The sequence below is a fragment of the Aeromicrobium choanae genome (genome assembly GCF_900167475.1).
Lineage (GTDB): Bacteria > Actinomycetota > Actinomycetes > Propionibacteriales > Nocardioidaceae > Aeromicrobium > Aeromicrobium choanae.
In genome coordinates, this window is the sequence record NZ_LT796768.1 from 183,562 (window position 1) to 197,500 (window position 13,939).

Annotated in this window: 8 protein-coding genes and 1 tRNA gene; 3 read left to right on the forward strand and 6 right to left on the reverse strand. The window is 69.8% G+C overall.

Translation table 11 applies throughout. The features are described 5' to 3' along the window. The first annotated feature begins 1 nt into the window (after nt 1). Nucleotides 2-84: transfer RNA gene (locus tag B5D60_RS00825), tRNA-Leu, on the forward strand. A gap of 182 nt (nt 85-266) precedes the next feature. Further along, nucleotides 267-1,118 carry a hypothetical protein gene (locus tag B5D60_RS00830; protein WP_078698387.1) on the forward strand — a complete coding sequence of 284 codons (852 nt, stop codon included), beginning with the start codon at nt 267-269 and terminating at the stop codon, nt 1,116-1,118. Between the two features lie 94 nt (nt 1,119-1,212). Here the strand turns inward: B5D60_RS00830 and pyk are convergent, their stop codons facing one another. The 4 genes from pyk to miaB all read right to left on the reverse strand — a co-directional run bounded on the left by pyk (nt 1,213) and on the right by miaB (nt 10,343). Beyond that, nucleotides 1,213-2,679, reverse strand: coding sequence for a pyruvate kinase (gene pyk, locus B5D60_RS00835; protein WP_078698388.1), 1,467 nt, complete (start codon nt 2,677-2,679; stop codon nt 1,213-1,215). 64 nt (nt 2,680-2,743) lie between these two features. Then, nucleotides 2,744-4,210 carry a glutamate synthase subunit beta gene (locus B5D60_RS00840; protein ID WP_078698389.1) on the reverse strand — a complete coding sequence of 489 codons (1,467 nt, stop codon included), beginning with the start codon at nt 4,208-4,210 and terminating at the stop codon, nt 2,744-2,746. Beyond that, nucleotides 4,203-8,741 (reverse strand): glutamate synthase large subunit, encoded by a 4,539-nt coding sequence (gltB, locus tag B5D60_RS00845; RefSeq protein ID WP_078698390.1) that lies wholly within the window; start codon nt 8,739-8,741, stop codon nt 4,203-4,205. Before gltB ends, B5D60_RS00840 begins: the two co-directional genes overlap by 8 nt. 117 nt (nt 8,742-8,858) lie before the next feature. Beyond that, complete coding sequence (miaB, locus tag B5D60_RS00850; protein WP_078698391.1) at nt 8,859-10,343, reverse strand: tRNA (N6-isopentenyl adenosine(37)-C2)-methylthiotransferase MiaB; 1,485 nt, start codon at nt 10,341-10,343, stop codon at nt 8,859-8,861. Between the two features lie 79 nt (nt 10,344-10,422). Between miaB and B5D60_RS00855 the strand changes: the two genes are divergently transcribed. After that, nucleotides 10,423-10,842 carry a DUF6924 domain-containing protein gene (locus tag B5D60_RS00855; protein WP_078698392.1) on the forward strand — a complete coding sequence of 140 codons (420 nt, stop codon included), beginning with the start codon at nt 10,423-10,425 and terminating at the stop codon, nt 10,840-10,842. A 5-nt stretch (nt 10,843-10,847) separates the two neighbouring features. On the opposite strand, the gene B5D60_RS00860 is transcribed toward B5D60_RS00855, so the two are convergent. Both B5D60_RS00860 and B5D60_RS00865 read right to left on the reverse strand, forming a co-directional pair. Further along, nucleotides 10,848-11,483 (reverse strand): DUF305 domain-containing protein, encoded by a 636-nt coding sequence (locus B5D60_RS00860; protein ID WP_153302818.1) that lies wholly within the window; start codon nt 11,481-11,483, stop codon nt 10,848-10,850. Continuing rightward, nucleotides 11,480-13,900 (reverse strand): Ig-like domain repeat protein, encoded by a 2,421-nt coding sequence (locus tag B5D60_RS00865; protein ID WP_078698394.1) that lies wholly within the window; start codon nt 13,898-13,900, stop codon nt 11,480-11,482. Before B5D60_RS00865 ends, B5D60_RS00860 begins: the two co-directional genes overlap by 4 nt. Nucleotides 13,901-13,939: the final 39 nt, after the last annotated feature.

Below are 13,939 nucleotides of genomic sequence, written 5' to 3' on the forward strand. Positions count from 1 at the left end.
CGCCGAGATGGCGGAATGGTAGACGCGATGGTCTCAAAAACCATTGTCCGAAAGGGCGTGCGGGTTCGAGTCCCGCTCTCGGCACCCTGAGACTGATCTTTCTACCTTCCGCCACCTGTAGCGACGGAACTTTCGACCTTCGGGTCGTTCCAACGACATCTTGGTACCAAGATGCGTTTCCACAGGGGGCCTCGGCCGGCACTCACCGTCCACAGCCGGATGCACGCCCCTCCCCGGAACGTCTTGCGCGCGCCACGGTCAGCTGCATGGCCGACGTCCTCACCACTGCGCAGGCGAACTCACTCCACGGACGCTCCGCCGTCCGCCACCGGCTCGCGACCGGGCGATGGCAACGACCGACTCGTGGCGTCATCGTCACCCACAGTGGCCCCCTCACGGCAGATCAGCGCGAGCGCGTGGTGCTGGCTGCCTGTCCCCCGGGCTCGGCGCTCGCCGGCCTGACCGCCGCCACGCGCCTCGGGCTCCGAGGATTCGAGCCCAGCCAGGTCCACGTTGTCCTGCCTTCGGGAGCCAAGCGCCCTTCGACGGCCGCGGTCGTCCACTGGAGCACGATGCTCGGAACGGAGGACGTCCCGGCCAACCGCTCGCCTCGCATGACCAGCCTCGAACGCAGTGTCATCGACGCGGCGAGCTGGGCCTCGACGAAGCAAGCAGCTCGGGTCCTCGTCATCGCCGCGTTCCAGCAGCGCCTGACGAATGTCCGTCGCATGCGCGACGCACTGAGCCGACGCGGTCCCTGCCGGCATCGCGCAGTCATCATCCAGTCGATCCTCGACGCAGCCGGCGGGATCCAGTCACTGCCCGAGCGCGACTTCGACGAGATCCGACTTCTCGCTGGACTCCCCCGACCGAGCCGCCAGGTCAGGGCTGAGGGACAGGACCATCGGTACTACCTCGACGTGTGGTGGGAGGAGTCTCACCTCGCCGTCGAGATCCACGGGATCCCCCACCTGGCGGTCGAGCAGTGGAGCGACGACCTGCACCGCACCAACGAGCTGGTGATCGACGGCCGGCGCGTGCTCGTGTTCTCGTCGTTCGCCATCCGGCACCAACGGGACCTCGTGATCGACCAACTGCGGCGCGCCGCCCGCCCGTGAGGAGGGAACGTAGTACCAAGATGTCGCTGGGACGACCTGAAGGTCTCAAGATGCGTCCCCTCAAGGGTGCCGAAGGTCGAAAGATCCGTCCCCGTCAGGCGATGGTGGGCGGCGCCTCGTCGGGGTCGTAGGCCGCGACGACGCGGTTGACCGCGTCGCCCATCTTGTGCACGCGCAGCGCGTTGGTGGAGCCGGGGATGCCCGGAGGGGCACCGGCCACGATGACGACGCGGCGGCCCTGCTCGCACCTCTGCTGGCCCAGCAGCTCGCGGTCGACCTGGAGCGCGATCTGGTCGGTGTGGCTGATCTCGGGGGTCAGGAAGGTCTCCACGCCCCACGTGAGCGCGAGCTGGTTGCGCACGAGCGTGTGCGGCGTGAACGCCAGGACCGGGATCGACGAGCGGTAGCGCGCCATGCGGCGGGCCGAGTCGCCCGTGGTGGTGAAGGCGACCATCAGGTCGGCCTCGACCGACGCCGCCACTTGGGAGGCGGCCCGGCAGATGATGCCGGTGGTGGTCTTGGGCTCCCACGTGAACGCGGCCATGCGCGGGAGGCCGTGGTCCTCGGTGGACGCGACGATCCGCGCCATGATCCGCACGGTCTGGATCGGGAAGCGACCCACGCTGGTCTCGCCCGAGAGCATCACCGCGTCGGCGCCGTCGAGCACCGCGTTCGCGACGTCGCTGGCCTCGGCGCGGGTGGGCCGCGGTGCCGAGATCATCGACTCGAGCATCTGGGTGGCCACGATGACCGGCTTGGCGTTGCGACGCGCCTTCTCGATGATGAGCTTCTGCACGATCGGGACGTCCTCGAGCGGCAGCTCGACGCCCAGGTCGCCGCGGGCCACCATGAAGCCGTCGAACGCGTCGACGATCTCGTCGAGGTTCGCCACGGCCTGCGGCTTCTCGATCTTGGCGATGATCGGGCGGTGGATGCCCTCCTCGTCCATGATCGCGCGCACGTCGGCGGCGTCCTCGGCGCTGCGCACGAACGACAGCGCGATGAAGTCCACATTGGCGCGCAGCGCCCAGCGCAGGTCGTCGATGTCCTTCTCGCTCATCGCCGGCACGCTGACGTTCACGCCGGGCAGGTTGATGCCCTTGTTGTTGCTGACCTCGCCGGGCACCTCGACCGTGGTGACGACGTCGGTGTCGGTGACCTCGGTGGCGCGCAGGCGCACCTTGCCGTCGTCGATGAGGATCTCGTCGCCGGCCTGGACGTCGCCGGGAAGGCCCGAGTAGGTCGTCGAGCACTCGTCGCGGACGCCCTCGACGTCACGCGTGGTGATCGTGAAGCGGTCGCCGAAGTTCAGCTCGTGGGGTCCGTCGGAGAACCGCCCGAGGCGGATCTTGGGGCCCTGGAGGTCGGCCAGCACGGCAATCGCCTTGCCGGTGGCGTCCGCCGCCTGGCGGACGCGTTCGAGCCGGCGGAGCTGCTCACTCTGCTCGCCGTGGCTCATGTTGAGCCGAGCCACGTCCATGCCGGCTATCGCCAGCTCGAGGATGCGTTCAGCAGTGTCGGTCGCGGGTCCCAGGGTGCAGACGATCTTGGCTCTACGCACATCAGCCACCCTAGTCCTGTCCCGAACCGAACCGCGAGTCACCTGACCCGCGGCCCGGTCGGAATCAGACCACCAGCGGTCGCGCCGTGGGCGGAATCGGCGTGGGAAGCGTGGTCGAGCCGGTCAGCCAGGCGTCCACGCCGGCGGCTGCGCCGCGCCCTTCCGCGATGGCCCACACGATGAGCGACTGGCCTCGACCGGCGTCGCCGGCCACGAAGACGCCCTCGACGCTGGACATGTAGTCCAGGTCGCGCTTGATGTTGCCGCGCTCGTCCAGGTCGACGCCGAGCTGCTCGACGACGCCGCCCGTCTCGGGGCCGGTGAAGCCCATGGCGAACAGCACCAGCTGGGCCGGGAGCACCTTCTCGCTGCCCGGCACCTCCTGGAAGCGGCCGTCGACGAGCTCGACCTCGGTGATCCGCAGGCCGCTGACGTTGCCGTCCTCGTCGCCCTCGAACTCCTTGGTGGAGACCGCGTAGACCCGCTCGCCGCCCTCCTCGTGGGCCGACGCGACGCGGTAGATCATCGGGTACGTCGGCCACGGGTGGGCGTCGGCACGCTCCTCGCTCGGGCGCGGCATGATCTCGAGGCTGGTGACCGAGCGCGCGCCCTGGCGGATCGCGGTGCCGAGGCAGTCGGCGCCGGTGTCGCCGCCACCGATGATGACGACGTCCTTGCCGGTGGCGAGGATCTGGTCCTCGACCGTCTCGCCCACCGCGACGCGGTTGGCCTGCGGCAGGTAGTCCATCGCCTGGTGGATGCCGGCGAACTCGCGGCCGGGCGCGGGCAGGTCGCGACGGACGGTGGAGCCGATCGCGAGCACGACGGCGTCGTAGCGCTCACGCAGCTGCTGGCCCGTGATCGCCTCGCCTACCGCCACGCCGGTACGGAAGACCGTGCCCTCGCGCTGCATCTGGTTGACGCGGCGGTCGACGTGCGACTTCTCCATCTTGAACTCGGGGATGCCGTAGCGCAGCAGACCGCCGGCCTTGTCGTCGCGCTCGTACACCGCCACGGTGTGGCCGGCACGCGTCAGCTGCTGCGCGACCGCCAGGCCCGCGGGGCCGGAGCCCACGACCGCCACCGTCTTGCCGGTCAGCCACTCGGGCGTCTCGGGCTTGACGTTGTGCATGTCCCAGGCCTTGTCGATGATCGAGACCTCGACGTTCTTGATCGTGACGGGATCACGGTTGATCCCCACCACGCAGGCCGTCTCGCACGGCGCGGGGCACAGGCGCCCCGTGAACTCCGGGAAGTTGTTCGTCGCGTGCAGGCGATCGATCGCGTCCTCCCAGTCGTCGCGCCAGACCAGGTCGTTCCACTCGGGGATCAGGTTGCCCAGAGGGCAGCCCTGGTGGCAGAACGGGATGCCGCAGTCCATGCAGCGTCCAGCCTGCTCCGAGATGATCGGCAGCAGGGCTCGGCCCGCACCGCCGGGGTACACCTCGTTCCAGTCGTTCACCCGCTCCTCGACCGGGCGGCGCTCGGCCACCTGGCGGGGCGTGGTCATGAAACCTCGGGGATCAGCCACGGGCTGCCACCTCCATCATGCGTGCAGTCGTCTCGTCCTCGGAGAGTCCTTCGGACTCCGCCGAGGCCTTTGCTTCCAGGACCCGCCGGTAGTTGACCGGCATGATCTCGGTGATGCGGGCCAGGCTGGCCGTCCAGTCGCGGAGCAGCTGCTCGGCCACGACCGAGCCCGTCTCCTCGAAGTGACGGCGCACGATGGCCTCCAGCTCGGCGCCCGTGCCCTCGGGCACCGGGCGCAGCTCGACCATCTCGGGGTTGACCACGTCGGGATCGAGGTCGAGCACGTAGGCCGACCCGCCGCTCATGCCCGCGGCGACGTTGCGTCCCGTGGGGCCGAGGATCACCACGCGGCCGCCGGTCATGTACTCGAGTGCGTGGTCGCCCACGCCCTCGACGACCGCCGTGGCGCCGGAGTTGCGGACGCAGAAGCGCTCGCCCACCTTCCCGCGGAGGAAGATCTCGCCGCCGGTGGCGCCGAAGCCGATCACGTTGCCGGCGAGGATCTGCGCCTCGGCGGCGAACTGGGACTCGCGCGGCGGGCGGACCACGATGCGGCCGCCCGACAGGCCCTTGCCGACGTAGTCGTTGCCGTCGCCCTCGAGTCGCAGCGTGATGCCGCGCGGCACGAACGCGCCGAACGACTGGCCCGCCGACCCGAGGAACGTGATGTCGATCGTGTCGTCGGGCAGGCCCGCTCCGCGGTAGCGCTTCGTGACCTCGTGGCCGAGCATCGTGCCGACGGTGCGGTTGACGTTGCGGATCTCGAGCTGGGCCCGGACGGGCTCACCCTTCTCCAGCGCGTCACCGGCCAGCGCGATGAGCTCGTTGTCGAGCGCCCGCTCGAGCCCGTGGTCCTGCGAGGTGGAGCGTCGCAGCGAGGCACCCTGGGGCAGCTCGGGGACGTACAGCACCGGCGTCAGGTCCAGCGAGCTGGCCTTCCAGTGGTCGATCGCCTCGCGCACGTCGAGGACCTCGGCGTGACCGACGGCCTCGTCGATGCTGCGGAACCCGAGCTCGGCGAGGATCTCGCGGACCTCCTGCGCGATGAACTCGAAGAAGTTCACGACGTACTCGGCCTTGCCGGAGTACTTCTCGCGCAGTGAGCGGTTCTGCGTGGCGACGCCCACGGGGCAGGTGTCGAGGTGGCAGACGCGCATCATGATGCAGCCCGACACCACCAGGGGCGCGGTCGCGAAGCCGAACTCCTCGCCGCCGAGGAGCGCCGCGATGACGACGTCCCGGCCGGTCTTGAGCTGACCGTCGACCTGCACGACGATGCGGTCGCGCAGGCCGTTGAGCAGCAGCGTCTGCTGGGTCTCAGCCAGGCCGAGCTCCCACGGGCCGCCGGCGTGCTTGAGGCTCGTCAGCGGCGACGCGCCCGTGCCACCGTCGTGACCCGAGATCAGCACCACGTCGGCCTTGGCCTTCGAGACACCGGCCGCGACCGTGCCGACGCCGACCTCGGAGACCAGCTTCACGTGGACGCGGGCCGACGGGTTGGCGTTCTTCAGGTCGTGGATCAGCTGCTTGAGATCCTCGATCGAGTAGATGTCGTGGTGCGGCGGCGGGCTGATGAGGCCCACGCCCGGCGTCGAGTGACGGGTCTTGGCCACCCACGGGTACACCTTCGGTCCGGGCAGCTGGCCGCCCTCGCCGGGCTTGGCACCCTGGGCCATCTTGATCTGGATGTCGTCGGCGTTGGTGAGGTACTCGCTCGTGACGCCGAAGCGGCCCGAGGCGACCTGCTTGATCGCCGAGCGGCGCTCGGGGTCGTAGAGGCGCTCGGGGTCCTCGCCGCCCTCGCCGGTGTTCGACTTGCCGCCGAGGCGGTTCATCGCGATGGCGAGGGTCTCGTGCGCCTCCTGGCTGATGGAGCCGTAGGACATCGCGCCGGTGGAGAACCGCTTCACGATCTCCGAGATCGGCTCGACCTCGTCGATCGAGATCGGCTGGCGCTCGGCCTTGAACTTCATCAGGCCGCGCAGGGTCATGAGGCGGCTGGCCTGGTCGTCGATCTTCTCCGTGTACTGCTTGAAGATGTCGTACCGGCCCGTGCGCGTGGAGTGCTGGAGGCGGAAGACGGTGTCCGGGTCGAAGAGGTGCTCGGGGCCCTGACGGCGCCACTGGTACTCACCGCCGACCTCGAGCTGGCGGCGCGTCCCGGCGATGCCCTTGGTCGGGTAGGCCTTGAGGTGGCGCGCGTGCACCTCCTCGGCGATGACGTCGAGGCCGACGCCGCCGAGCTTGCTCGACGTGCCGGTGAAGTAGCGCTCGATGACGTCGTTCGCCAGGCCGACGCACTCGAAGATCTGCGCGCCGGTGTACGACGAGACGGTCGAGACGCCGATCTTGCTCATCACCTTCAGGACGCCCTTGCCCAGCCCGTAGGCCACGTTGCGCGCCGCCTTGGTGGGATCGACGGCCTCGACGTAGACGCCCTCGCGAGCCAGGTCCTCGGCCGTCTCCAGCGCGAGGTAGGGGTTGACCGCGGTGGCGCCGTAGCCGATGAGCAGGGCCACGTGGTGGACCTCGCGGACGTCACCGGCCTCGATCAGCAGGCCAGCCTGCGTGCGCAGCCGCTCGCGCACCATGTGGTGGTGCACCGCGCCCGTGAGCAGGAGCGACGGGATCGGGGCCAGGTCGACGTTGGAGTGACGGTCGGACAGCACGATGATGCGCGCGCCGCGCTCGACGATCGCCTCCGACACCTCGGCGCAGATCTCCTCGAGGCGCTTCGCGAGGGCCTCTCCCCCGCCCAGGACGTCGTACAGGCCGCGGACGACGTGCACGCTGAAACCGGGCATGTCGCCGTCTCGGTTCATGTGGCGGATCTTGGCCAGCTCGTCGCTGTCGATCACGGGGAACGGCAGCTGGAGCATGCGGCACGAGGCCGGGCTCGGGTCGAGCAGGTTCTTCTCGGGACCGATCGTGCCGGCGAGCGAGGTGACGACCTCCTCGCGGATCGCGTCGAGCGGCGGGTTGGTCACCTGCGCGAACAGCTGGCTGAAGTAGTCGAACAGCAGGCGAGGACGCTCGGACAGCGCCGCGATCGGCGTGTCGGTGCCCATCGAGCCGATCGTCTCGGCACCCGTGCGCGCGATGGGCGCGACGAGCTTGCGCACCTCCTCCTCGGTGTAGCCGAACACCTGCTGGCGGCGGGCGACGGAGGCGTGCGTGTGCACGATGTGCTCGAGGTCGGGCAGGTCCTCGAACCGGACCAGGCCCGAGTAGAGCCACTCCTCGTAGGGCTGCTCGCTCGCGAGCGAGCCCTTGATCTCGTGGTCCTCGACGACGCGGTGCTCGGCCAGGTCGAGCAGGAACATCTTGCCCGGCTCGACACGCCCCTTGCGGGTGATCGTCTTGGGGTCGATGTCGAGCACGCCCGCCTCGGAGGCGAGCACGACGAGGCCGTCCTCGGTGATGACGTAGCGGCCGGGGCGCAGGCCGTTGCGGTCCAGGACCGCGCCGATCTGGGTGCCGTCGGTGAAGCAGACCGCCGCGGGGCCGTCCCAGGCCTCCATCACGGTGGAGTGGAACTCGTAGAACGCGCGGCGTGCGGGATCCATCTCGGCGTTGTTCTCCCACGCCTCGGGGATCATCATCATGACCGCGTGCGGCAGCGAGCGACCGCCGAGGTGCAGCAGCTCCAGCACCTCGTCGAGCGACGCCGTGTCGGAGCCGTCAGGGCTGCAGATCGGGTACAGGCGCGTCAGGTCGCCCGGGATCAGGTCGCTCTCGAGCAGCGCCTCGCGGGCCCGCATCCAGTTGCGGTTGCCGCGGGCCGTGTTGATCTCGCCGTTGTGCGCCAGGTACCGGAACGGGTGCGCCAGCGGCCAGCTCGGGAACGTGTTGGTGGAGAAGCGGCTGTGCACGATCGCCAGCGCCGACTCCATGCGCTCGTCGAGCAGGTCGGGGAAGAACACGTCGAGCTGCTCGGTCGTGAGCATGCCCTTGTAGACGAGGGTGCGCGACGACAGCGACGGGAAGTAGACGCCCACCTCGTGGTGCGCGCGCTTGTTGACCGCGAACGTGAGGCGGTCGAGCTCGATGCCCGCCGCCGAGCGGTCGGGCGTCGTGACGAAGAAGAGCTGGAACGCGGGCATCGCGGCGTATGCCATCGAGCCGAGGATGGAGGGCTCGACCGGCACGTCGCGCCAGCCCAGGACCTCGAGGCCCTCCTCCGCGGCGATGGCCTCGACGTCGGCCTTGGCGGCGGTGACGCGGTCGCGCGGCAGGAACGCCATGCCGGCGGCGTAGTGACCGAGCTCGGGCAGCTCGACGGGGGCGACACCGCGCAGGAACCGGTCGGGGACCTGCATGAGGATACCGGCGCCGTCACCGGTGTTGGGCTCGCCGCCGACGGCGCCACGGTGGTCGAGATTGCGCAGCGCGGTCAGGCCGTGCTGGACCATCTCGTGGCTGGGGACGCCGGTGAGCGTGGCCACGAAGGCGACGCCACAGTTGTCGTGCTCGTTGGCGGGGTCGTAGAGGCCTTGCGCCGGGGGCGCGGCCGAGAAGAGAGGACGATCCATGGAGAGAACCTGTCGTCGATGCCATGCGGAAGGAACTGGGCGAGGACGACATTGGCCTCATCAGCGGATTCAGATTACCTCAAGATTTCGCGCGACCCGAACACCGGGCCCCGCGCCTCAGGCGGGAGCGCAGGCGGGGGCCGGTGGCAGCGGCGCGGGCACGCCGACCGAGGGCATCCCCAGGCCCACCGAGCCCGGGGTGACGGAGGTGCGACCCTGCCGGGCCTCCCAGGCGTCGCCCGCGCGGGTGCGGCGCACCTCGATCGGCTCGCCGTCGGCGACGAGGTGGTGCGGCGACGCCTTCGTCACCGTGGTCACGACGAGGTCGCCGGGGCGCACGGCGTGGCCGCCCGGGACGAAGTGCACGAGGCGGTTGTCGCGTGCGCGGCCGCTCATCCGATGGGTCTCGGCGTCCTTGCGGCCGCCCGCCTGGGACTGGTCGGACACCAGCAGCTCGACGACGCGACCCTCGAGGCGCTGGTTCTCGGACCAGGCGACCTCCGACACGAGCGCGGCGAGACGCTCGTAGCGCTCCTGGACGACCGCCTTCGGCAGCTGGTCGGGCAGGTCGGCCGCGGGCGTGCCGGGACGCTGGGAGTACTGGAACGTGAACGCGCTGGTGAACCGGGCCTTGCGGACGACGTCCATCGTCTCGAGGAAGTCCTCCTCGGTCTCGCCCGGGAAGCCCACGATGATGTCGGTGGTGATGGAGGCCTCGGGCATCGCCGCGCGGACGCGGTCGAGGATGCCCAGGAATCGCTCCTTGCGGTAGGAGCGGCGCATCGCCTTGAGGATCCGGTCGGAGCCGGACTGCAGTGGCATGTGCAGCTGCGGCATGACGTTGGGCGTCTCGGCCATGGCGGCGATGACGTCGTCGGAGAACGCGGCCGGGTGCGGCGAGGTGAAGCGCACCCGCTCCAGCCCCTCGATCTGGCCGCAGGCGCGCAGCAGCTTGGAGAAGGCCTCGCGGTCGCCGAACTCGACGCCGTAGCTGTTGACGTTCTGGCCCAACAGCGTGACCTCGACGACGCCCTCGGCGACGAGTGCCTCGATCTCGGCGAGGATGTCGCCCGGGCGGCGGTCGCGCTCCTTGCCGCGCAGCGCCGGGACGATGCAGAACGTGCAGGTGTTGTTGCAGCCCACGCTGATCGAGACCCACGCGGCGAACACCGAGTCGCGCTTCGTGGGCAGGGTCGACGGGAAGACCTCGAGCGACTCGAGGATCTCGACCTGGGACTCCTCGGCGATCCGGGCGCGCTCCAGCAGCACCGGCAGCGAGCCGATGTTGTGGGTGCCGAAGACGACGTCCACCCACGGCGCCCGCGTGGTGATGGTGTCCTTGTCCTTCTGCGCCAGGCAGCCGCCCACGGCCACCTGCATGCCCGGCTTCTTGGCCTTGAGGCTCGCGACGTGCCCGAGGTTGCCGTACAGCTTGTTGTCGGCGTTCTCGCGCACGGCGCACGTGTTGAAGACGACGAGGTCCGGGGTCTCCCCCGACGGCGCCGCGGCATAGCCGGCGGTCTCGAGCAGACCCGACAGCCGCTCGCTGTCGTGCACGTTCATCTGGCAGCCGTACGTACGGACTTCATAGGTCTTCGTCATGACCGTCCCATGGTACGTGGGGCGTGGCGCCCGACCGCTGACCGCGTCGGGGGCTGTCGGTTCGCGCTACGGTGGCGCGATGTTCGAGTTCCCGGAGGGCGCCACTCCTCTCGTCCGCACCTGGTTCGGCGACCACGCGGCGTGGCAGGCCGTGCTGGCCGAGGTGGTGACCCGCGCCCAGGAGCGCGATGAGTTCGCGTACGTCGAGACCGTCGACGACCCGACTCTCGCGACGCTCTCCCTCGCGGAGCTCGCGGCCCTCCATCCGTCGCCGACGGGACTGAGCCTCGTGATCGTCGCCGACCAACACGCGATGACCGAGTCCGGACTCCCGCTGCTCCTGCTGCGGGCCGATGGCACCGTGCCGCCCGAGCAGATGCGGGTCGAGGCCGAACACGTCGCCATCGTGGAGATCAATGTGGCGCAGCTGGCCAACCTCGACTGGGAGGACTTCGCTGGGCGAGTCGACCCCGACGGGGTGTTCCGCGGCTTCCGCTGACCGGGTCAGAGCGTCTGCAGGATCTGCTGGAGCCGGGTGACCTCGGCGGACTGCGACGCGGCGACGTCCGCGGCGAAGCCACGGTTCGTCGTGTCGATGCCGTCGCTGAGCGCTTGGTCCGCCATCGCGAGCGCGCCCTCGTGGTGGGCGATCATGCGGCGGACGAAGAGGCGGTCGAACGCGGTGCCGCGAGCAGCAGCCAGCTCGTCCATCTGCTCCGGCGTGAGCATGCCGTCCATGTGCGTGGCGTGATCTCCGGTCGGCGTCAGGGACGCCTTCGGCAGGTCACGGGTCTCGAGCCACCCCTGGAGGACGTCGATCTCGCTCTTCTGGGTGTCGCTGATCCGCTGCGCGAAGCCGGCCACCGCGGCATCCTTCGCGTGCTTCGCCGCGAGGGCCGACATCTCGACGGCCTGCTGGTGGTGCGGCACCATCATCTTGACGAACTCGCGGTCGACGTCGTTGTACTCGTCCTGCGGCGTCGTGAGGTCGTCCGGGTCGACGGTCTTGCTCGACTCCCCCACCTTGCCCGGCACGTTGACGACCGGACCGCTCTTCTCCTCGTCCCCCGAGCACGCCGCGGCCACGGTGAGCGTCAGGACGACGCCCACCGTGGCCACAGCTCGACGGACCAAGGTCACCTGGTGACCTTGATCGTCACCTTGATGCTCTCGGCAGCCACCGACCCGCTGCCGCCGTAGGCGACGTTGGCGCGGTAGTTCCCGGCCTTCAGACGCGGCAGGCTGATCGTCGCCTTGCCGTTCTTCAGGACGGCGCCGGCCTTCTTGCCACCCACGGTGACGGTGATCTTGCCGGTCGGCGTGGTGCCGGTGGCGGTGACCTTCACGGTGAGCTTGCCGCCCTTGAGCGCCTTGACCTTCGTGACCGAGGCCGCCTTGACCTTCGCGGTGGCCTTGACCACGCGGAAGGAGACGACCGAGGACGTCGAGGCCTCGGTGCCGGCCGAGGCCGGCACGAACGCCGCACGCAGCGCGTGCGTGGCGACCGGGAGGTCGCGGGGCAGCTTCACGCTGGCCTTGCCACCGGACACCTTGACGCCCTTGGCGATGACCGCGCCACCGCGGGTGAACGTGACCGTTCCCTCGGCACCCTCACCCGTGACCGTGGCGGTCAGGGTGGCGGGGTTCGACCCGAACACCTGCGACGCCGGGCTGACCGACAGCGCCGTCGTGGTGCTGACGGCGCTCAGCTCCAGCGACGCGGCGTACAGGGCCTCGTCGAGCTCGGCGTCGCCGCGGACGACGAATCGCTTCGTACCGGCGGGCTCGGAGGCCTTGACCGACACCGTCAGCGCGATGGCACCCTCGGCGTCGGCGCGGCCCGAGGCCACGACCTTCGCGTCGGCGCCGGTGCTCCACACGTCGACGTACTCGCCCTCGTCGAACGTGCCGGCGGGAACCGAGACCGTGAAGTCCCGGTCGGTGCCGGCGCGAGCGCTCTCCGGCGCGACCGTCGCGGCGGGCAGGTCACCGAACGACGGGACGACCGGGGCGGTCTTCCAGTCCCACGTGATGGGCTCCTGCGTGGCGGGGTTGCGGACGTCCTGGCGGTGACGGACGGCGTCGGCGAACTCGTCGCCCTTGAGCTTCAGCACGTCGAAGCCACGACCGATCTCCGAGCCGTACAGGTAGCCGTTGTGGCTGTACACGGCCCAGTAGCCGCTGAGGGAGATGGGGCCGCTCTCGCCGAGCTGACCGCGATCGAAGTAGCCGATCTCCTTCGGCTTGGTGGCATTGGTGAAGTCGATCAGCGAGGCACCGCCCTGGTACCAGCCCTGGATCATGACGTCACGGTCGGCCAGCTGGATGAGGTTGCCCTCGTGGCCCACGCAGTTCTCGCGCGTCGACTGACGGCGCGGGATCTTGAAGTAGCTGCGCAGCGTCAGCTCATCGCCCTCACGCGTGTAGATCGCGTTGGCGCCGCGGTACTGCGGGGTGCCGGGCAGGCAGGTGGCCGAGGAGCCGCCGCCGAGCTCGTCCTGGAAGACGACCTTGCTGGCGTTGTCGCTGAACTGGGCGGTGTGCCAGAACGCGTAGTTCTCGTCACGGACGCGCTCGGTGACCGCGGGGTTGAGCGGGTCGGAGATGTCGACCATGACGCCGTCACCCATGCACGCCGCGGCCAGCAGGTCCTTCGCCGGGTAGGCGGTCAGGTCGTGGCAGCCGTTGGTGACCGAGGTGCTGGCGCCACCGTCGACACGGTCGGCCGCCGTGAACGCGGGGTTCTCCGCGTCCCACAGCGAGACCTCCTTGGCGATGTGCGCGCCGGCCGGATCGTCGAGGTCGACCTCGATGATCTCGAGCTGCTGGTGAGGCGGCTTGCAGTAGTACGCGCTGGCCGAGACGTCGTAGGCCGCGTTGTACAGGTAGACGCTGCCGTCGTCGCCCGGCTTGGGGACGAGGGTGTGGGTGTGCGAGCCGCAGCGGGTCTTCACGTTGCCGACGTACTGGGGCGAGGCCGGGTCGCTGATGTCGAAGATCCGGATGCCCTCCCACGCGGCGGCGTTCGAGGAGGCCACGACGGCCGCGCCGCACTCCGAGCCGTTGCGCGGCTGGTCGACCGAGAAGAACAGCAGGTCGCCGGCGATCGAGAGGTCACCCTGGTAGCCGGGGCAGATCGTGTTCGACACGACCTGCGGTGCCTCGGGATCGCCGACGTCGTACGCCACGAAGCCGTTGTAGCTGCCCTGGAAGACGTAGTCGCCCTTGAACGCCAGGTTCGACATCGTCGCCTGACCCTCCTGCAGCGGGACGGAGGCAACCTTCTCGACGTTCGCCGTCGACTCCTCCTCACCGGAAGCCAGCGGCATCCGGGTGAAGTCCATCGGGACGAACGGGACGCCGCCGGGGGCGATCGAGCCGTTGCTCTCGTCCTCGGCGGTGACGTCGGCGCTGCCGCTGCCATCACCGAGGATGCGGGCCTGCTCGCGCGTCTCCGGGACGAGTGGGTCGGCCACGGCCGGCGTGGCGAGGGCACCGAGGCCCAGCGCGACGAGGGCTGCCGCGCTGAGGGTGCGGCGAAGGTGTACGGATCTCAAGGGAAGTCCTCACTACAAGGGGTCGAACGTGACGTACGT

Bases quoted from the DNA above. Each gene is read 5' to 3' on its own strand.
- gltB (WP_078698390.1), bottom strand. From the start codon at position 8,741: ATGGATCGTCCTCTCTTCTCGGCCGCGCCCCCGGCGCAAGGCCTCTAC.
- miaB (WP_078698391.1), bottom strand. From the start codon at position 10,343: ATGACGAAGACCTATGAAGTCCGTACGTACGGCTGCCAGATGAACGTG.
- B5D60_RS00830 (WP_078698387.1), top strand. From the start codon at position 267: ATGGCCGACGTCCTCACCACTGCGCAGGCGAACTCACTCCACGGACGC.
- B5D60_RS00855 (WP_078698392.1), top strand. From the start codon at position 10,423: ATGTTCGAGTTCCCGGAGGGCGCCACTCCTCTCGTCCGCACCTGGTTC.